Origin of the sequence: Henriciella mobilis (genome assembly GCF_003576285.1) — a bacterium.
GTDB classification, from domain to species: Bacteria; Pseudomonadota; Alphaproteobacteria; order Caulobacterales; family Hyphomonadaceae; genus Henriciella; species Henriciella mobilis.
In genome coordinates this window covers 336,001-353,201 of the sequence record NZ_QWFX01000006.1, presented here as the reverse complement: position 1 = coordinate 353,201, position 17,201 = coordinate 336,001, and the positions used below count along the sequence as shown (strand labels likewise).

The 17,201-nt window shown below is 62.3% G+C and carries 18 protein-coding genes; 12 read left to right on the top strand and 6 right to left on the bottom strand.

Annotated features, from left to right (window positions below; genetic code table 11):
- Positions 1-6 precede the first annotated feature (6 nt).
- The 5 genes from D1223_RS06475 (at position 7) to thiE (ending at position 4,148) form a co-directional block, all read left to right on the top strand.
- Entirely contained in the window at positions 7-1,203 is a 1,197-nt protein-coding gene (locus tag D1223_RS06475) for a phosphoglycerate kinase (RefSeq protein WP_119375610.1), read from the top strand.
- A 190-nt stretch (positions 1,204-1,393) separates the two neighbouring features.
- A complete protein-coding gene (locus D1223_RS06470) occupies positions 1,394-2,287 on the top strand; it encodes a fructose bisphosphate aldolase (RefSeq protein WP_119375609.1) in 894 nt (297 codons plus the stop codon).
- 78 nt (positions 2,288-2,365) lie between these two features.
- Complete coding sequence (locus D1223_RS06465; RefSeq protein WP_119375608.1) at positions 2,366-2,596, top strand: DUF1272 domain-containing protein; 231 nt, start codon at positions 2,366-2,368, stop codon at positions 2,594-2,596.
- Between the two features lie 58 nt (positions 2,597-2,654).
- A complete protein-coding gene (locus D1223_RS06460) occupies positions 2,655-3,440 on the top strand; it encodes a glutathione S-transferase family protein (protein WP_119375607.1) in 786 nt (261 codons plus the stop codon).
- A gap of 42 nt (positions 3,441-3,482) precedes the next feature.
- Positions 3,483-4,148, top strand: a complete 666-nt coding sequence (thiE, locus tag D1223_RS06455) for a thiamine phosphate synthase (RefSeq protein ID WP_119375606.1) — start codon at positions 3,483-3,485, stop codon at positions 4,146-4,148.
- On the opposite strand, the gene D1223_RS06450 is transcribed toward thiE, so the two are convergent.
- Positions 4,145-4,411, bottom strand: a complete 267-nt coding sequence (locus D1223_RS06450; protein WP_119375605.1) for a DUF4282 domain-containing protein — start codon at positions 4,409-4,411, stop codon at positions 4,145-4,147. The two genes, thiE and D1223_RS06450, sit on opposite strands and share 4 nt — an antisense overlap.
- A gap of 151 nt (positions 4,412-4,562) precedes the next feature.
- Here D1223_RS06450 and efp point away from each other — a divergent pair, with 151 nt between their 5' ends.
- Both efp and D1223_RS06440 read left to right on the top strand, forming a co-directional pair.
- Positions 4,563-5,129 carry an elongation factor P gene (gene efp, locus D1223_RS06445; protein ID WP_119375604.1) on the top strand — a complete coding sequence of 189 codons (567 nt, stop codon included), beginning with the start codon at positions 4,563-4,565 and terminating at the stop codon, positions 5,127-5,129.
- 8 nt (positions 5,130-5,137) lie between these two features.
- The gene (locus D1223_RS06440) at positions 5,138-5,950 is read left to right on the top strand and encodes an inositol monophosphatase family protein (protein ID WP_119375603.1); all 813 of its coding nucleotides are present in this window, start codon (positions 5,138-5,140) and stop codon (positions 5,948-5,950) included.
- Positions 5,951-5,953: 3 nt separating this feature from the next.
- Here the strand turns inward: D1223_RS06440 and D1223_RS06435 are convergent, their stop codons facing one another.
- A complete protein-coding gene (locus tag D1223_RS06435; RefSeq protein ID WP_119375602.1) occupies positions 5,954-7,792 on the bottom strand; it encodes an ABC transporter transmembrane domain-containing protein in 1,839 nt (612 codons plus the stop codon).
- Between the two features lie 133 nt (positions 7,793-7,925).
- On the opposite strand from D1223_RS06435, the gene rpmE reads away from it, so the two are divergent.
- Positions 7,926-8,144 (top strand): 50S ribosomal protein L31, encoded by a 219-nt coding sequence (rpmE, locus tag D1223_RS06430; RefSeq protein ID WP_119375601.1) that lies wholly within the window; start codon positions 7,926-7,928, stop codon positions 8,142-8,144.
- Positions 8,145-8,202: 58 nt separating this feature from the next.
- On the opposite strand, the gene zapE is transcribed toward rpmE, so the two are convergent.
- The 3 genes from zapE to D1223_RS06415 are packed head-to-tail and all read right to left on the bottom strand — an operon-like array spanning position 8,203 to position 10,469.
- Positions 8,203-9,348 (bottom strand): cell division protein ZapE, encoded by a 1,146-nt coding sequence (gene zapE, locus D1223_RS06425; protein ID WP_119375600.1) that lies wholly within the window; start codon positions 9,346-9,348, stop codon positions 8,203-8,205.
- A 3-nt stretch (positions 9,349-9,351) separates the two neighbouring features.
- Positions 9,352-9,972 (bottom strand): rhomboid family intramembrane serine protease, encoded by a 621-nt coding sequence (locus tag D1223_RS06420; protein ID WP_119375599.1) that lies wholly within the window; start codon positions 9,970-9,972, stop codon positions 9,352-9,354.
- A gap of 59 nt (positions 9,973-10,031) precedes the next feature.
- A complete protein-coding gene (locus D1223_RS06415; protein ID WP_119375598.1) occupies positions 10,032-10,469 on the bottom strand; it encodes a DNA-binding transcriptional response regulator in 438 nt (145 codons plus the stop codon).
- A gap of 227 nt (positions 10,470-10,696) precedes the next feature.
- Between D1223_RS06415 and D1223_RS06410 the strand changes: the two genes are divergently transcribed.
- Positions 10,697-11,623 (top strand): GNAT family N-acetyltransferase, encoded by a 927-nt coding sequence (locus D1223_RS06410; RefSeq protein ID WP_119375597.1) that lies wholly within the window; start codon positions 10,697-10,699, stop codon positions 11,621-11,623.
- Here D1223_RS06410 and secA read toward each other — a convergent pair.
- Positions 11,620-14,394, bottom strand: a complete 2,775-nt coding sequence (gene secA, locus D1223_RS06405; protein WP_119375596.1) for a preprotein translocase subunit SecA — start codon at positions 14,392-14,394, stop codon at positions 11,620-11,622. The genes D1223_RS06410 and secA overlap by 4 nt on opposite strands.
- Positions 14,395-14,585: 191 nt before the next feature.
- Here secA and D1223_RS06400 point away from each other — a divergent pair, with 191 nt between their 5' ends.
- The 3 genes from D1223_RS06400 to mutT are packed head-to-tail and all read left to right on the top strand — an operon-like array spanning position 14,586 to position 17,199.
- The gene (locus D1223_RS06400) at positions 14,586-15,551 is read left to right on the top strand and encodes a peptidylprolyl isomerase (RefSeq protein ID WP_119375595.1); all 966 of its coding nucleotides are present in this window, start codon (positions 14,586-14,588) and stop codon (positions 15,549-15,551) included.
- Positions 15,548-16,798: a bifunctional glutamate N-acetyltransferase/amino-acid acetyltransferase ArgJ gene (gene argJ / locus D1223_RS06395; RefSeq protein ID WP_119375594.1), complete on the top strand. Its 1,251-nt coding sequence runs from the start codon at positions 15,548-15,550 to the stop codon at positions 16,796-16,798. The genes D1223_RS06400 and argJ overlap by 4 nt, the downstream gene beginning before the upstream one ends.
- Positions 16,795-17,199 carry an 8-oxo-dGTP diphosphatase MutT gene (mutT, locus tag D1223_RS06390; RefSeq protein WP_119375593.1) on the top strand — a complete coding sequence of 135 codons (405 nt, stop codon included), beginning with the start codon at positions 16,795-16,797 and terminating at the stop codon, positions 17,197-17,199. Before argJ ends, mutT begins: the two co-directional genes overlap by 4 nt.
- Positions 17,200-17,201: the final 2 nt, after the last annotated feature.

Below are 17,201 nucleotides of genomic sequence, written 5' to 3'. Positions count from 1 at the left end.
GTCTTAATGACTGACTTCAAACGCATCGACGACGCGGACCATCTGGCCGGCAAGACGGCGCTGGTCCGCGTGGACTTCAACGTGCCGGTCGCCAATGGCAAGGTGACCGACGACACCCGGCTCCGCGCCGCGCTGGACACGGTGAATGCCCTGTCAGGCAAGGGCGCGAAAGTCGCTTTGCTCGCCCATTTCGGGCGGCCGAAGGGTGAAGTGAAGCCGGAGCTCAGCCTCAAGCCGGTTGCCGAAGCGTTTGCGGGCGTGCTCGGGGCGCCGGTCGCGTTTGCTGCTGACTGTGTCGGCGAAGTGGCCCAGCACGCGATCGACTCCATCCAGGGCGGCGGCGTCGTCCTGCTGGAGAATACGCGCTTCAAGCCGGGCGAAGAGAAGAATGACGAGGCGCTCGCCACGGAAATGGCGAAGCTGGGCGACCTCTACGTCAATGATGCCTTCTCGGCGGCCCACCGCGCCCACGTCACGACAGAGGCGCTGGCCCGCAAGCTTCCGGCCTATGCCGGACGGGCGATGGAGCGGGAGCTCGACGCGCTGGAAGCCGCACTCGGCAATCCTGAGCGTCCCGTGCTGGCCGTTGTTGGCGGCGCCAAGGTGTCGACCAAGATCGACCTCCTGAAGAACCTTGTCAGCAAGGTCGACGCTCTGGCGATTGGCGGCGGCATGGCCAACACCTTCCTCGCTGCGCGCGGCCAGCCCGTTGGCAAGTCGCTGTGCGAGCATGACCTTGCCGGTACGTGCCGCGAGATCGAAGCCAATGCCAAGGCAGCGGGCTGTGACATCATCCTGCCGCAGGATGTCGTCGTGGCGAAGGAATTTGCTGCCAACGCCCCGCATCGCACCTGCCCGGTCGGCGACGTGGCGGACGACGAAATGATCCTCGACGCCGGCCAGCAGACGGTAGGCATCATCACGATCGCCATGGATGCGGCCAAGACGCTGGTCTGGAATGGCCCGCTCGGGGCATTCGAGATCGAGCCCTTCGACAAGGCGACGGTCGCAGCTGCCCGTGCCGCTGGCGAGCGCGCCAAGGCGGGCAAGCTGGTCGCGGTCGCTGGTGGCGGCGATACGGTCGCGGCCCTCAACCATGCCGGTGTGGCCGACGATTTCACTTTTGTCTCCACCGCCGGTGGCGCATTTCTTGAATGGATGGAAGGCAAGGCACTGCCAGGTGTTGAGGCGCTAAAGGGATAGACATGACGGTTCGAAAGCCGCCGTTTCAGGTAGATCTTGAAGCGGGGGCCGGAGCCAACATGCTGGTAGCGCTACCAACCAATTTCAGACAAGCCAGGTCAGATGCCCCGCGATTCCCGTTGGAATCGCGGGGCGTTTCGTTTTGGCGCAACTCAATGACTTAACTCCCGGGACAACAAGAGACGGACCCATGCAAAACGAAAAAATGACAAAGCAGGCAGCGGAAAAAGACGGCTTTATTGCCGCGCTCGACCAGTCGGGCGGTTCGACGCCGAAGGCGCTTCGCCTCTATGGCATCGAGGAAGACGCCTATTCGAATGATGAGGAGATGTTCGGCCTGATCCACGAGATGCGCGCGCGGATCATCAAGTCGCCGGCCTTTAATGGCGACAAGGTCATGGGAGCGATCCTGTTCGAGCGTACCATGGACGGCGATATCGATGGTGTGCCGACCGCGAAGTATCTCTGGGAAACCTGCAGCGTCGTGCCGTTCCTGAAGGTCGACAAGGGCCTGGCGGATGAAAAGAACGGCGTGAAGGTCATGAAGCCGATGCCGGATCTCGACGCGCTGCTTGAGCGGGCCGTCGCCAAGGGCATTTTCGGCACCAAGATGCGCTCCGTCATCGACGCGGCGAACAAGGACGGCATTGCAGCCGTCGTCCACCAGCAATTCGATATCGGCCGCCAGATCCTGCAGCACGGCCTGGTCCCGATCATCGAGCCGGAAGTAACGATCTCCATCGCAGACAAGGCCGAAGCCGAAGAGATCCTGCTTGCCGAGATCAAGCAGCAGCTCGATGCCCTGGGCGCCGACCAGCAGGTCATGCTGAAGCTGACGCTTCCGGAAAAGGCAAACCTCTACAAGCCGCTGGTCGACCATCCGCGCGTGATGCGCGTCGTGGCCCTGTCCGGCGGCTATTCGCGCGAAGAGGCGTGCGAGCGCCTGTCGAAGAATACTGGCATGATTGCCAGCTTCTCGCGCGCCCTGACCGAAGGCCTCTCGGCCCAGCAAAGCGATGAAGACTTCAACAAGACACTCGGCGAATCGATCGACAGCATCTACCAGGCCTCGAAAGCGGGCTGATCCAAGCCTGACAAATGTTTAAGCGAAAAGGCAGTCTTTCGGGGCTGCCTTTTTTCGTGTCTCGCTTAGGCTGTCGGCATGCTCGAAATGCGCCCTTCCTGTGAGACGTGCGACAAGGACCTGCCGGCCGACCAGACCGGCGCGATGATCTGCTCGTTCGAATGCACCTTCTGCCAGGCGTGCGTGCGCGACGTCCACAAGGGCGAATGCCCCAATTGCGGCGGCGGGTTCTCGCCCCGGCCGCGCCGTAAGGGCGAAGCGCTGGAGAAATACCCCGCCAGCACAAAACGGATTCACAAACCGAAATAGGCTTGCTTTCCGCAAGGCGACGAGAGGCCCAGTCCTTCGCGAAAAGGAAGGACACCTTATGCTGATCGTCTACGAACACCCACTTTCGCCCTATGCCCAGAAAGTGAAGATCTCGCTCCGGGAGAAAGGCATCGATTTCGAAACCCGCCTGCCCAGCGGTATCGGGACAGGTGATACGCCGGACGAGTTCATGAACGGCAATCCGCGCGGCGAGGTCCCGTTGCTGCGCGATGGCGATACCGCGATCTTCGATTCGACGGTGATCCTTGAATATATCGAAGACAAATGGCCGACCCCGCCCATGCTGCCGGCCGCCCCTGCCGACCGTGCGCGGGTGCGCATCATCGAGGATGTGATGGACTGCCATTACGAGCCGATCAATTGGGGGCTGGGCGAGCTCAACCACTTCAAGCGTGCAACAGGTGCGCTGAAGGAAAAGATCGAGGCCCGCGCCGCCCAGCAGGTGGCCGGGCTGCATGCCTGGCTGGAGCGCGAACTGGGCCGGCGCGACTGGTTCAATGGTGAGACCTTCGGCTGGGGCGATCTCTCGGTTATTCCTTATGTGAACGGTTCGGCTGGGTTCGGCCTCACCCCGCCTGAAGGCAGCGCGCTGGCCGCCTGGCAGGCCCGGGCCATGGCCCGCCCAAGCGTTTCGACGGCCGCGCAGGAAGCCCTGGACTCCATCTCCGGCATGCAGGATGTCAGCGGCGCTGTCGAAGCGGGCCTGTTCAAGCGCGAATACCGCGACCATCGCCTCGAAGGGATGATCAAGTCAGGCGGGCTCGACGTCGTCCTGAAAGGGCTGGAGAAAGACAATATCCGCTTCACGCCGGACTTCAGCTGAGCGGGCTTTCCTCTTCGCGCCCGGCGGTCTAGTCAGGGCGCCATGACAGAGCCGAAACGCCAGCGCACGCGCCTTTACCTGATCACCCCGCCGGACATCGAGGATGTGGCGGGGTTCGTGCGCCTGTTCGAGACTGCGCTGGAAGGCGGCGACGTGGCCTGCCTGCAGGTGCGCATCAAGCCGGACGGGCAGGTGGACGAGGCGAAGACGAAGGCCGTGGCTGAGGCGCTGCTGCCGCTTTGCCGGGACCGCGACATCGCGCTCATCATCAATGACAGCGTCGGTGTCTGCGCCGAAATCGGGGCGGACGGTGTTCACCTCGGCCATCTCGACATGCGGGTGAAGGATGCACGCAAGCGCCTCGGTAAGGCACCGATCATTGGTGCAACGGCGAAGAACTCACGTCATGTGGCCATGGAAGCTGGTGAGCAGGGCGCCGACTATGTTGCCTTCGGGGCGTTCTTCCCAAGCCAGACCAAGGCCGACACCGTGCCCGCCGAGCCGGAGCTGCTCTCCTGGTGGCAGGCCGTGATGGAAATTCCGTGCGTCGCCATCGGCGGGATCACGCCGGACACCGCAAAAAAGATATCGCTGGCGGGGGCTGATTTCGTGGCGGTGAGCGCAGCCGTCTGGTCGCACGCCGATGGTCCGGCCGCCGCCGTGGCCGCTTTCAATGCCGCGCTGGATGAGGCCGAGGCCGCGTTCTAGGCCTTCGTCTTGTCTAGCCGCAGGACCGACAGGACGAGCTCTGCACCGACCCGCAGGGCCAGCAGACGCAGGATGGTGGCAATCGGTGTCCAGATGACGCCCCAGAGCGCGCGGTCCCAGTCATTGTCGAAATACATGATCCAATGCCACTCGGTGCGCAGGCCCCAGAGCACGATGAATATGATCCCGACATAGAAGAGGAACTTGGTCAGCACCTCGCCCATTGGTTTCTCGAAGCTCAGGAAATTCGACAGCATATCCATGTGTTTCCCCGTTGCGCTGGCCTGCTGCAAGTCATTCAGAAGAAAGCTGAAAATTCAGTGAGTGTCCATACAAGCAGCCAACCGCTTCTTGACCAGTGCGGGCCACGCGGCTACCTCGCGCCCACTAGGACCAGCAGGAGTCTCTACGAAGATGGCCAAGATCAATGGCAATGAAATCAAGCCGGGGAACGTGATCGAGCATCAGGGCAGCGTCTGGCGCGCCGTGAAAACGAACTCTGTGAAGCCCGGCAAGGGCGGCGCGTTCAACCAGGTCGAGCTGCGCAACCTGATCAACGGATCGAAGCTCAATGAGCGGTTTCGTTCCTCCGAGACCGTGGAGAAGGTCCGCCTCGAGCAGCGCGACTACCAGTTCCTGTTCGATGCCGGTGAGGCTTATGCCTTCATGGATCAGGAGACCTTCGAGCAGATCGAGATCCAGAAGGATTTCATCGGCGACCAGGGCGACTTCCTGCAGGATGGCATGACTGTGGTCATCGAATTCTACGAGGAAAAGCCGATCGGCATTTCCCTGCCCGACCAGGTGATCCTGACCATCGAGGAAACCGAGCCGGTCGTGAAAGGCCAGACAGCGGCCAACAGCTTCAAGCCGGCGGTCTGCGAGAACGGCATCCGTGTGATGGTCCCGCCATTCGTGGGCGTGGGCGAGCGCATTGTCGTGCAGACCTCCGACACGACCTATCTCAAACGCGCTGACTAAGGTCTGATATGTCCAAACCCTCACCCGTCGGAACCGTGATGATCAATGCTGCCCGCCTGGCCGGTCGCTCGCTTGCGCGCGACTTTGGCGAGGTGGAGAATTTGCAGATCTCCAAGAAAGGACCGGCGGACTTTGTCTCGAACGCGGACCATCGCGCCGAGGACATCATCTATGACAGCCTCTCCAAGGCGCGCCCCGGCTATGGCTTCGTCATGGAAGAGCGTGGCGTGGTCGAGGGTACGGACAAGTCCAACCGCTTCATCGTCGATCCGCTCGATGGTACGCTGAACTTCCTGCACGGCCAGCCGCACTATGCGGTCTCCATCGCGCTGGAACGCGAGGGCAATCTGTTCTGCGGTGTCGTCTATGATGTCGCCAAGAATGAGATCTTCTGGGCCGAGACGGGCCGCGGCGCCTGGCTCGACCAGCGCAAGCTGATCGTTGCGGGCCGCAAGCGCCTTGAGGAAGGCGTCTTTGCGACAGGGACGCCCTGGGTCGGCAAGGGCGAGCATGCCCACCGCCTATTTTCCCAGGAAATCGCGTCTGTCACCCCCGTCACGGCCGGCATTCGCCGCTATGGGTCGGCGGCGCTGGATCTTGCCTATGTCGCGGCCGGACGGTTCGACGGCTTCTGGGAGCGCGGCCTGAAGCCGTGGGATATCGCCGCTGGCATCGTGCTGGTGCGCGAGGCCTATGGCCAGGTCGAGGAAATCGATGGCGGCGACGTCCAGACGACGGGCAATATCATCGCCGCGAACGAAGCGATCCTGCCGAAGCTCAAGGAGCGCCTGCGCAAGGCCAAGGCTTTCGGTGAGGACTAAGGCCTACTCCGCCGCCTGAGCGGCGAACTGCATCTCGGCCAGCCGCGCATAGAGCCCGCCTTGTGCGACGAGCGCATCGTGTGTGCCCTGTTCGACGATCGCGCCCTTGTCCATGACAACGATCCGGTCGGCCCGGCGGATAGTCGACAGGCGGTGCGCGATGACGAGCGTCGTGCGCCCTTCGGCTGCCGTGGAGATGGCCTTCTGCACCAGCCGTTCGCTTTCGCTGTCGAGGGCGGAGGTGGCCTCATCCAGCAGCAGGATCGGCGCTTCGCGGACCAGCGCGCGGGCAAGCGCGATGCGCTGGCGCTGGCCGCCCGACAAGGAGCGCCCTTTCTGGCCGATATGTGCGTCGAGGCCGCCTTTCTCCTCCAGGAAGCTCCACGCCTCAGCCATCTTCGCAGCCTTGACCAGCTTTTCGTCGCTGACCGGGCCGACCGACCCGAAGGCGATGTTCTCACGCGCCGTACCGGTGAAGAGGGCCGATTCCTGTGGGGCGTAGGCAAAGAGGCTCCGCCAGAGGGCGGGGTCGATGCTGGCAGCGGCGACGCCATCGACAAGGATACGCCCCGACTGCGGGTCGAACAGGCGCAGGGCCAGCCGGAAGACCGTCGACTTGCCAGCGCCCGACGGGCCGACCAGCGCCACGAATTCACCGGGCTCAATGTCTAGCGAGAAGTCTTTCAGCGCCGGCAGGTCGCCCGTGTCATAGGCAAAGCCGACCTGGTCGAAGACGAGATGGCCTGTGGACGGGCTGGCGAGCGGGGCAGACTGTTCCGGGGCGCGGATGTCGGGCGTTTCCTTCAGGATTTCGCTTGCCCTGTCCGAGGCGCCGGCTGCGCGCATCACCTCGCCCCAGACCTCGGCCAGCATGCCGAAACCCGAACCGGCATAGAAGGCGTAGAGGATCATCTGCGTCAGCTCACCCGGTGTCATGGTCTCATTCGCCACAGCGCGGGCGCCGAGCCAGAGGATGCCCACCATACCGCCCAGCAGCATGATCGAGACCGCCAGGATCATGAAGGCGCGCGCGGTGATGCGCTTCAGCCCGGCCTTGAAGACGGCTTCTGCGGCGGCCGTGAAGGACAGCCGCCGGCGTTCTTCCTGCCCATAGGCCTGAACCAGTTCGATCGCATCCAGCGCTTCGCTCGCATCGGCCCCGGCTTCGGCCAGCCGCGACTGCGCCTTGCTCGAGGCGCCCCGGATGATGCGCCCGATCACGAGGACAGGCAGCATGGCCAGCGGGATCATCAGGAGCAGCGTGCCACCGAGCTGCCAGTTGGTGACCAGCATCATGATGATGGCACCGGTCGTCGACAGCAGCGTGCGCGAGGCCAGCGAGGCCGATGAGCCAAGGAAGGTCTCGATCAGGGAGACGTCCGCCGTCAGCCGCGAGACTGCCTCGCCCGAGCGGATCGATGAATGAAAGCGCGGCGACAGGCTGAGCAACTTGGCATAGAGATCGGTCCGCAGGTCGGCGGCAACCCGTTCGCCGAAACGGGAAACGAAGTAGAAGCGCAGCGCGCTCAGCACGCCCATCGCTACCGCCGCGGCGAGGACATAGAGAAAATAGCGGTCGATCGTCGCCAGCAGTTCTGCGCCGCTTGCGCCGCCCTGGCCTGCATCGACAGCTTCACCGAACAGGAAGGGGATGGCGAGCGATGCCATGGTCGCCACGACCAGGAAGACCAGGGCAATGAGGACCAGTCCGATATGGCGCTTTACATATGGCCAGAGCAGGGCCAGCGGCTTGATGCTGCGGGCCTTCGGGCGGTTCTTGATCGCGTCATCGGACGCCGTTTCCCGGCGGTCTTCGGTTACGCTGTCGCTCGTCTCGCTCATTCCATTGCACCTTGCTTGCCGTCAGCCCCTTGCAGGCGTGGCGACTTTCCCTTATGACGCCGCTTTCCGAATTTCACAGAGGCCAATGCGCGCAGGTAACGCGATTGGCCGCTGACGCGAAGGACTAGAGACGATGAAAGCCGAAGGCCATCCCGACTATCACTTCATCACTGTCGTCATGACTGATGGAACCGAGTACCAGACCCGTTCGACCTACGGCAAGGAAGGTGACCGCCTCGTGCTGGACATCGACCCGAAGGTCCACCCGGCCTGGACCGGCGGCCAGCAGAACATCGACCGCGGTGGCCGCGTGTCGCGCTTCAAGGACAAGTTCAAGGGCTTCGGCGTCTAGTCGCGCGCCTGCTGAACACACTGTGTTTCTGAAAACCCCTGCCAGCCGGCGGGGGTTTTTATTTGGCGTCTCGCTCCAGGTCTTCCGCGCGCGGGGGCACGCGATGTTCGAGCGCCAGATATTCCTCCGAGCGCATTTCATGCAGGCGGCTGGCCGTGCGCTGGAATTCGAAACTGCCATCGCCGGATGGGTAGAGATCGTCGGGCTCTGCCGCTGCCGTGGCAACAAGTTTGACGCGGGCCTCATAAAGCGCATCGATCAGGGCGACGAAGCGGGCGGCCTCATTGCGCTTGTCCGGTGACAGCGTGGGCACGCCGCCCAGCAGGACAGTGTGGAAATTGGCCGCGATGGCGAGATAGTCACGCGCGCCGAGTGGCTTCTCGCACAGCTCTGAGAAGGTGAAGCGCGCGACGCCGGCCGCTTCCTTGGGCACCAGGATCTTGCGCCCCTTCACATGCAGGAAGCACTGGTTTGGATGCGCGCCCAGCGTCAGCCGGTCAAAGGCCTCATCGAGCCGGGCTTCGCCATCGGCACCCGTCAGGACGTGCCAGACAGGCGCCTCGGTGAGGCGTTCAAGTCGGTAGTCGCGTTCCGACGACAGCTCGAAGACTTCGCACTGTGCCTTGATCATCTCGATGAAGGGCAGGAAGAGCTGGCGGTTGAGCCCATCCTTGTAGAGATCGTCCGGATGGCGGTTCGAGGTCGCGACGACGGTGACGCGGTCCTCGAACAGGTGCTCGAACAGGCGCCCGAGGATCATGGCATCGGCAATCTGGGTGACCTGGAACTCGTCGAAGCAGAGCAGTTTCGCCTCGGACGCGATCAATTTCGCCACTGGCGGGATCGGGTCGCTGCCGGCACCTTTCACCCGGTGAGCGGCTCGGCGGCGCTCACCCTCGTCCATTTCCCGCCAGGCGTTCATCTCGTCATGCACCCGGCCCATGAATTCGTGGAAGTGGACGCGCTTGGATGCAACGGGGGCCAGTTCATGGAACAGGTCCATCAGCATTGATTTTCCGCGGCCCACACCACCCCAGAGGTAAAGGCCGCGAATGTGCGGCGGCTTGCGGAAAAGGCCGCCGGATGGCGCATTGCGGATGCGGTCGAGCACGCCGTCCAGCTGGCGGGCAGCGGCGAGCTGGGCCGGGTCTTCGCTGAGCTGCCCGGCCTTCACGCGCTGGCGATAGGCGTCTTCAACACTCATGGCTCAGCCCCCTCCGAAGAAAGACGAGACCTGGCTGGCGAAATAGGACAGCGATGCCGGCTCGACGGCGATGGTTGCGAGGACGCCGGCCAGCGCGCCGCCAATATGCGCTTCATGCCCGAACATGCGGTTCTCGCGCTGCGCCAGTATGGTGCTGATCACGATGAACAGGACGGCGAAGACGAATGCCGGAAGAGGCAGGATGAAAAAGATCCAGAGCAGGGTCAGCGGCGCAAACAGGCAGAAAGAGAAAACGACACCTGATACCGCGCCCGAGGCGCCGAGGGCCCGATAGGTGGGCGTCCGGAAATTCTCCAGCAGCGCCCAGAGATTCCCGCCCAGCAGCGAGGCGGCGTAGACGATGAGGAAGCCCGCCGTCCCGATCGTGGTTTCAACAACAGCGCCGAACTGGAACAGCACGAACATGTTGATGAAGAGGTGGAATGTGTTCAGGTGCAGGAAGCCGGATGTCACAAGCCGGTGCCATTCGCGCTTCTCACGGATCGCCGCGATATCGAACACATTCGACATCAGGAAGGCCGGGTTCAGCCACGCATAGAGGCTGGCCAGCACATTCGCCGCGACAAGCGTCAGCGTTGCCGGAAATAGCGATAAGGACTCCATGTCTTCTGCCTAGCTCAAGCAGTCCTGAAACGCATGGAGTTTTTGTGTGGTGCGCTGTCTCAGGCGGCCGTGCGCGAGGATTGCGCGCCTGCATTCTCCATCAGGTCGAACATGAAATCGAGCATCGCTTCCGGGCGCTGGATGAACCGGTTATAGGGCAGACCCGCCTTGAAGACCGGTTGCGGGGCGATATTGCAGCCGCAGCGCACAGCCGTCTCGACAATCTTGTCGCGGTCGGGGTTGGCTGTGGAGACAGCGATCCGGTGACCGCCCATATTCGCGATACGCGCAATGGTCATGTCGCCATCATAGCTGTCCGGCAGCGTCAATTCGGTGATCACCAGATCGAATCGCTCAAGCCTCAGGCGGCGCTCGGCCTCCATCAGGGTGTGAGCCAGGACCAGGTCGATCTGGACACGCGCCCGCGCAGCCTTGTCAGCCGCGATGTTCAGCATGTCCCGGACCGGCTCCTGATCTTCAATCCAAAGAACTTTCATTGACTCTACCCTGTTCAAGCAACTCCGGAGCACCATCAGCGCTCCCCCTCAGTTGTGAACAGACTGGCAGCTACGCATTACGGGTTGGTAAAGCGAAACTTGCTGAAATGTTTACAATTCAAAGTCTTGCATGACCGCCAGAGGGACGGTGCAGGGCCCGGAAACTGTGTTAGAGTAAGGGTTTGAGGGAGATGTGGCGTGGTTTTGCAGCCCGCTGAGCACGTGAGATGACGGAAGAAATTCTCAAAAAAAATTCCACCGCGTCGGCTTTCCTGAAAGACCTGGACGAGCCTGATCAGCATATTGTCGATACGCTGATCGAGGAGCGCTGCCCGAGCTTTGCCGGCCACTGGAGCTGGCCCATCGTGCGGCCGGTCCTGTATTCGGCGCTCGGCTACCGAAAAGCGCGGCGCATGGCCGATACGCTGATGACGCTGTCCGGGCGCCAATCGTTTGAATACCTGTCGCAGCAGCTGAATGTCAGCCTCGATCTGCGCCATCTCGACCGGCTCCCGGAAAAAGGCCGCGTCGTCATTGCAGCGAATCACCCCACGGGCCTGGCCGACGGGGTCGCTGTCTGGGATGCGATTGTGCGCAAGCGCGAGGACGTCGTGTTCTTCGCCAATGCCGATGCGCTGCGCGTCAATCCGGCTTTCACCGACGTCATGATCCCGATCGAATGGGTTGCGAGCAAGCGCACACCGGCCAAGACGCGCGAGACGCTGCGCATGGCGGCCGAAGCCTTCGAGCAGGAAAAATGCATCGTCATCTTTCCTTCGGGCAAGCTCGCCAAGAAGATTGATGGAGAGCTGACCGAGCAGGAATGGTTCCCGACCGTGGTGAGCTTGGCGCGCAAGCAGAAGGCGCCGATTCTGCCGCTGCATATCGAGGCGGCCAATTCCTGGCTGTTCTACAAGCTCAGCCAGATCAATGGCGAGCTGCGCGACATTACGCTCTTCCATGAATTGCTGAACAAGAAACGCGCCGAATTCGACATGGCGTTCGGCCCCATCATCCCGCCCGAGCGTCTATCCGGTGATGCCACCATCGTGACGGAACTTCTGCAGGAGCACGTCGCTTATGCGCTGGGGGAGACGCCAGACCTGGACTTTATGCCCACGCGCCCGGCTGCGACAGCCGTACCGCCAGCCTAGAGGCGCTGCTGGTCGGCGCCTGTAAGCGAGCCATGGCAATGCTTGTACTTTTTGCCTGAACCGCAAGGACAGGGCGCATTGCGCGGCGTTTTCGACCAGTCGGCCTCGGCCTGGTGCAGCGGTGGGCCAGCATGCGGGTCGTTCGGCCCTTCCACGACATCCGGGGTCATCTCATTGTCGCCGGTGTCGGGATCGAGGTGGGTTTCCCGCACGCCTTCGCGATTCAGGAGCTGCTCTCGGGCGGCAGCCAGCTGCGCGCGCTGCTCGTCAGTCGGCGGCGGAGCAATGCGGATATTCATCAGGATGCGGGACACTTCGACACGCATCGTGTCGAGCAGGTCGTTGAACAGCTTGAAGGCTTCTTCCTTGAACTCGTTCAGCGGGTCGCGCTGGCCGTAGGAGCGCAGGTGGATGACAGACCGCAGCTGGTCGATCTGTTGCAGGTGCTGGCGCCAGCGCTGGTCGAGGACCTGGAGCAGGACCTGCTTTTCCACCATCTTGATCTGCTTGGCGCCGGCCTGTTCGACCTTCTGTTCGAAATGCTGGTCGGAGGCGACGCGGATACGCTCGGCGATCTCTTCATTGGCAACGCCTTCCTCGGCGGCCCATTTCGCGATCGGCAGGTCGAGGTCGAGTTCGTTCTTCAGCGTCTCGGTGAGCCCGTCGACGTCCCATTGCTCGGCAAAGGCCTTGGGCGGCATGGCGCGGGCGACCCAGCCATCAATCACATCGTGGCGCATGTCGGTGACAACGTCGGTGACGTTCTCGGCCACCATGAAGTCGCGGCGCTGCTCGAACATCGCCTTGCGCTGGTCATTGATGACATCGTCATACTTAAGGACGTTCTTGCGGATTTCGAAGTTGCGCTGCTCGATCTTCTTCTGGGACGTCTCGATCGCCTTGTTCATCCAGGGGTGCGTGATGCCCTCGTCTTCCTTGATGCCGAGACTCTTCATGATCGAGTTCAGGCGGTCAGCAGCGAAAACCCGCATAAGGTCGTCTTCAACGGAGATGAAGAATTTCGACTTGCCCGGGTCCCCTTGACGGCCTGTCCGGCCACGAAGCTGGTTGTCGATGCGCCGGCTTTCGTGGCGCTCGGTGCCGATGACGAAGAGGCCGCCTGCGGCGAGCGCTTCCTTCTTGCCGATTTCAATGGACGCCTTGATCTCGGCTTCCATCTGCGCGCGCTCTTCCTCGGTCGGCTCGCGGCCGTGCTTGGACTGGAATTCGTCCTCGGCCTTCCACATGCGCATTTCGAAGTTGCCGCCAAGCTGGATGTCGGTGCCGCGGCCAGCCATGTTGGTGGCCACCGTGACAGCGCCGGGCAGGCCAGCTTCTGCGATGATCTCGGCTTCGTGCTCGTGGTGGCGGGCGTTCAGCACATTGTGCGGAATCTTGGCCTGGGTCAGCAGCGTCGAGATGATCTCGGATTTCTCGATCGAGGCGGTGCCGAGCAGGACCGGCTGGCCCTTGGCGCGCGCATCGCGGACTTCCTTGATGATTTCCTGGTACTTCGCCTTGGCGATCCGGTAGACGACATCGTCCTCGTCGATCCGCTGGACCGGCTTGTTGGTCGGCAGCTGGAAGACTTCCAGTTTGTAGATGTCGGCAAATTCGTCAGCCTCTGTAATGGCCGTACCGGTCATTCCGGCCAGCTTTTCATAGAGGCGGAAATAGTTCTGGAACGTAATCGAGGCGAGCGTCTGGTTTTCGGGCTTGATATCGACGCCTTCCTTGGCCTCGATCGCCTGGTGAAGACCTTCCGACAGGCGGCGGCCTTCCATCATGCGGCCTGTAAACTCGTCGACCAGCATCACCTGGTCATCCTTCATCAGGTAGTGCTTGTCCTTGAAGAAGAGCTTGTGGGCCCGGAGCGCCTGGTTGGCGTGGTGAACGATGGTGATGTTGTGCGGATCCCAGAGCGAGCCTTCCAGCAGGCCCGCTTCCTCGAGCATCCGCTCCATCTTCTCCATGCCGTCCTCGGTGTACATCACCGAGCGCTGCTTTTCGTCGAGTTCGATATCAGTCTCGTCGTCGAGCTGCGGGATCAACTTGTCGATGGTCCGGTAGAGGTCGGAGCGGTCGTCGGTCGGACCGGAAATGATCAGAGGGGTGCGCGCTTCATCGATCAGGATCGAGTCGACCTCGTCGACAATCGCATAAGCATGGCCGCGCTGCGCCATCTGCTCGATCGAATATTTCATATTGTCGCGCAGATAGTCGAAGCCGAACTCGTTATTCGTGCCGTAGGTGATATCGCAGGCATAGGCCGCCTTGCGCTGCTGGTCGTCGAGGCCGTGCACGATCGTACCGGTCGTCAGGCCAAGGAAACCGTACAGCTTGCCCATCCATTCCGCGTCGCGGCTGGCGAGGTAATCGTTGACGGTGATGACGTGGACGCCCTTGCCGGCGAGCGCATTGAGGTAAACAGCGAGCGTGGCCACCAGCGTCTTGCCCTCACCGGTGCGCATTTCCGCAATCGCGCCCTCGTGCAAGACCATGCCGCCGATCAGCTGGACGTCGAAATGTCGCATGCCGAGCGAGCGTTTTGAGCCCTCGCGGACCACTGCAAAGGCTTCCTCAAGCAAGTCGTCGAGCTTCGCGCCCTGCTCGAGACGCTCTCGAAATTCTGTGGTTTTGGCCCTTAATTCCTCGTCGGAAAGCGCCTCCATTTGTGGCTCAAGCGCGTTGATCTTCTCAACACGCTTGCGCATCGGCTTGATTTTCCTGTCATTGGAAGAACCGAAGAGTTTACGGGCAACTGAAAGCATTGAACCGGGTACCAAACTGCGCTGTTGACTTGGTTAGGCCCTCCTGCCTTCAAGTGATTGACAGAAGGTGCACACTAGCTTCGCGTGCGCGCCGGGCAAACTAACCTCTCGACCAGTCGCCGTCGGAGACTTAAGAAGCCGCTCAGGGGGTGTCAATGCAGGCGGCTGCAGCATCAACATTGGGAATTTGCATGAAATCCTCCCGTTACTTCATTCTGGGCGCCGCGCTCAGCGGCATGCTGGCTCTGACCGGATGCGATCCTGTCGGCACGCCAGTCCGCGACAGGCAGGTCGGTTTCGACGCCTCAACGGCAGCTGTCGTGAACGGAGAGCCGATCTATATCTCGGACGTTGAGCTTGAAGCCGTCGCCCAGGGGCGCATCGAAGCCGGCGAGTCCTTCGGCCCTGACCATACCGAATACCAGACCGTGCTTGAGCAACTGATCGACCAGCGCCTGCTGGCCCAGGAAGCCGTGCGCCGCGGTCTCGACCGGTCCCCACAGGCCCAGCGCCGGCTGGAGACGGCCCGCGAGCGCCTGCTGGGCAATTTCCTGATGGAGAACCTCGTTTCGACCGAAGTCACCGAGGCGGCCATCGACAAGATGTATGACGAGCAGGTGAAGCTGCAGCAGCTCGATGACGAGGTGCGCATCCGCCATATCCTCGTCGAGACGCAGGAAGCGGCCGAAGAGGTGCTTCGCAAGGCCCGTGGCGGCGCCGATTTCACGACGCTCGCGTTCGAAAACTCCAAGGACACCCGCACGCGCCTCGATGGCGGCTCTTTTGGCTGGGTCGCCCCGAACGAGATGATCGATCCGTTTCCATCGGTGATCGCCGACACGCCCGTCGGCGAGATTTCCGAACCTTTCGAGTCCGAACAGGGCTGGCACATCCTGAAAGTCGAGGAGCGGCGCACGCGCCCGCCCAAGACGAAGGACGAGATGCGCCCGGAAATCGTGACCTATCTGACCTTCACGGAGATCAGCAAGATCCTGCGCCAGCTGCGCGCGGACGCATCGATCCAGCAGCGTGATGGCGGCCCGCCGGACCTGTCCTATCTGGAAGAGCCGGACCCAACCGAGCTGCTGGACGAGCCGGACGCCAGCAGCGAAGACCCAGCCCCATCTGAAAGTGCCGAGGACGAACCGATTCAATGAAGCTGAAACCGTCTCCCTTCGCCCCGGCGGCGTTTCCCACGCTGCCGGCCGTCAAAGGCGTGCTCGCGGCGACCGCGTCCCGGGGATTTTACGCCAGGCGCGGTGTCGAGCGCGACGATGTCTTCCTGTTCGTCCTGCCGGACGGCACAAGCACGGCCGGGGTATTCACGCGCTCGCACACGGCTTCGGCGGACGTTGACTGGTGCCGTATGGCGCTCAAGGCGGGAAAGGGGAAGGCGAGGGCGCTCGTCGTGAATGCCGGCAATTCCAACGCCTTCACTGGCAAGGCCGGCGTGCTCAAGAACGATGCGACGCTGAAGGCGATGGTCGAGACCCTGGGTGTTCCGCGCGAGGAGTGCTTCCTGGCAGCGACGGGCGTGATCGGCGAGCCGCTGCCGGACCCGAACTATGTGGGCCAGATGCTGCCGGACCTGTCGGGCCGGCTGGCGCCGCCGGACTGGGAAGCGTGCACCCGCGCCTTCATGACCACCGACACATTCCCGAAAGCCTCCGGCGGCAGTTGCGAGATCGACGGGGTCGAGGTGTCTGTTGCCGGCATTCTCAAGGGCTCGGGCATGATCATGCCGAACATGGCGACGATGCTCTGCTACGTCTTCACCGACGCCGCCTTGACGCCCGAAGTGCTAGATACGCTGTTGCGCGGCTCTGTGGACCGGTCGCTCAATTCGGTCACGGTCGATGGCGATACATCGACATCGGACAGCTGCATGCTATTTGCGACAGGCGGGTCCGGCGCGCCGCTCATCGAATCGGCCGACGATCCGCGGCTGGAAGCCTTTCGCGCGCTGATCGACGAGACGTTCCGCGACCTTGCCCACCAACTGGTGAAGGACGGGGAGGGGGCCTCGAAATTCGTCGAGATCCGTATCGAAGGTGCTGTCAGCGAGGCGTCCGCAAAGACGATCGGGATGCACATCGCGAACTCGCCGCTGATCAAGACCGCGATGGCAGCGGGCGATGCCAATTGGGGCCGGATCGTCATGGCGGTCGGCAAGTCGCTGGAGCCGATCTCCAAGGATGAGATGCGTATCTGGTTCGGGGACCATCTGGTCGCCGAGGGCGGCATGCGCTCGCCCGGCTATGACGAGGCCAGGGCCAGCGCGCACTTTGCCGGAGACCACATATCGGTCCGCGTCGATGTCGCCGCCGGGGATGCCGCCTGGACGGTCTGGACGTGCGATCTCACACACGCCTATGTCGACATAAACGGCGCCTACCGGACATGACAAAACCTCTGGTTTTCGTCGTGGCTGCAGCGCTCATGGATGCGCAGGACCGGGTCCTGCTGGCCCGTCGCCCCGAGGGTAAGTCGATGGCCGGTCTTTGGGAGTTTCCTGGTGGAAAGGTGGAATCCGGCGAAACGCCGGAAGCGGCGCTCTGCCGCGAACTGAAGGAAGAGCTACAGGTTGAGGCAGCGCCGGGTGATCTGCAATCCTTCAACTTTGCCAGTTTCGATTATCCGAAATTTCACCTGTTCATGCCATTGTATATACTCAGGGTTTGGAAAGGCGAACCTGTTCCGCTCGAAGGCCAGGCCATTGAGTGGGTCAAGCCCACCGACCTGAAGACTTATCCGGCCCCGCCAGCGGACATCCCGCTTTTCGAGGCTTTGTCAGAGCGTTTTTAGGG

Bases quoted from the DNA above. Each gene is read 5' to 3' on its own strand.
- D1223_RS06465 (WP_119375608.1), top strand. From the start codon at position 2,366: ATGCTCGAAATGCGCCCTTCCTGTGAGACGTGCGACAAGGACCTGCCG.
- D1223_RS06460 (WP_119375607.1), top strand. From the start codon at position 2,655: ATGCTGATCGTCTACGAACACCCACTTTCGCCCTATGCCCAGAAAGTG.
- D1223_RS06410 (WP_119375597.1), top strand. From the start codon at position 10,697: ATGACGGAAGAAATTCTCAAAAAAAATTCCACCGCGTCGGCTTTCCTG.
- D1223_RS06435 (WP_119375602.1), bottom strand. From the start codon at position 7,792: ATGAGCGAGACGAGCGACAGCGTAACCGAAGACCGCCGGGAAACGGCG.
- zapE (WP_119375600.1), bottom strand. From the start codon at position 9,348: ATGAGTGTTGAAGACGCCTATCGCCAGCGCGTGAAGGCCGGGCAGCTC.
- D1223_RS06470 (WP_119375609.1), top strand. From the start codon at position 1,394: ATGCAAAACGAAAAAATGACAAAGCAGGCAGCGGAAAAAGACGGCTTT.
- D1223_RS06450 (WP_119375605.1), bottom strand. From the start codon at position 4,411: ATGGATATGCTGTCGAATTTCCTGAGCTTCGAGAAACCAATGGGCGAG.
- mutT (WP_119375593.1), top strand. From the start codon at position 16,795: ATGACAAAACCTCTGGTTTTCGTCGTGGCTGCAGCGCTCATGGATGCG.
- secA (WP_119375596.1), bottom strand. From the start codon at position 14,394: ATGCTTTCAGTTGCCCGTAAACTCTTCGGTTCTTCCAATGACAGGAAA.
- D1223_RS06400 (WP_119375595.1), top strand. From the start codon at position 14,586: ATGAAATCCTCCCGTTACTTCATTCTGGGCGCCGCGCTCAGCGGCATG.
- argJ (WP_119375594.1), top strand. From the start codon at position 15,548: ATGAAGCTGAAACCGTCTCCCTTCGCCCCGGCGGCGTTTCCCACGCTG.
- D1223_RS06440 (WP_119375603.1), top strand. From the start codon at position 5,138: ATGTCCAAACCCTCACCCGTCGGAACCGTGATGATCAATGCTGCCCGC.
- D1223_RS06415 (WP_119375598.1), bottom strand. From the start codon at position 10,469: ATGAAAGTTCTTTGGATTGAAGATCAGGAGCCGGTCCGGGACATGCTG.
- D1223_RS06475 (WP_119375610.1), top strand. From the start codon at position 7: ATGACTGACTTCAAACGCATCGACGACGCGGACCATCTGGCCGGCAAG.
- efp (WP_119375604.1), top strand. From the start codon at position 4,563: ATGGCCAAGATCAATGGCAATGAAATCAAGCCGGGGAACGTGATCGAG.
- thiE (WP_119375606.1), top strand. From the start codon at position 3,483: ATGACAGAGCCGAAACGCCAGCGCACGCGCCTTTACCTGATCACCCCG.
- rpmE (WP_119375601.1), top strand. From the start codon at position 7,926: ATGAAAGCCGAAGGCCATCCCGACTATCACTTCATCACTGTCGTCATG.
- D1223_RS06420 (WP_119375599.1), bottom strand. From the start codon at position 9,972: ATGGAGTCCTTATCGCTATTTCCGGCAACGCTGACGCTTGTCGCGGCG.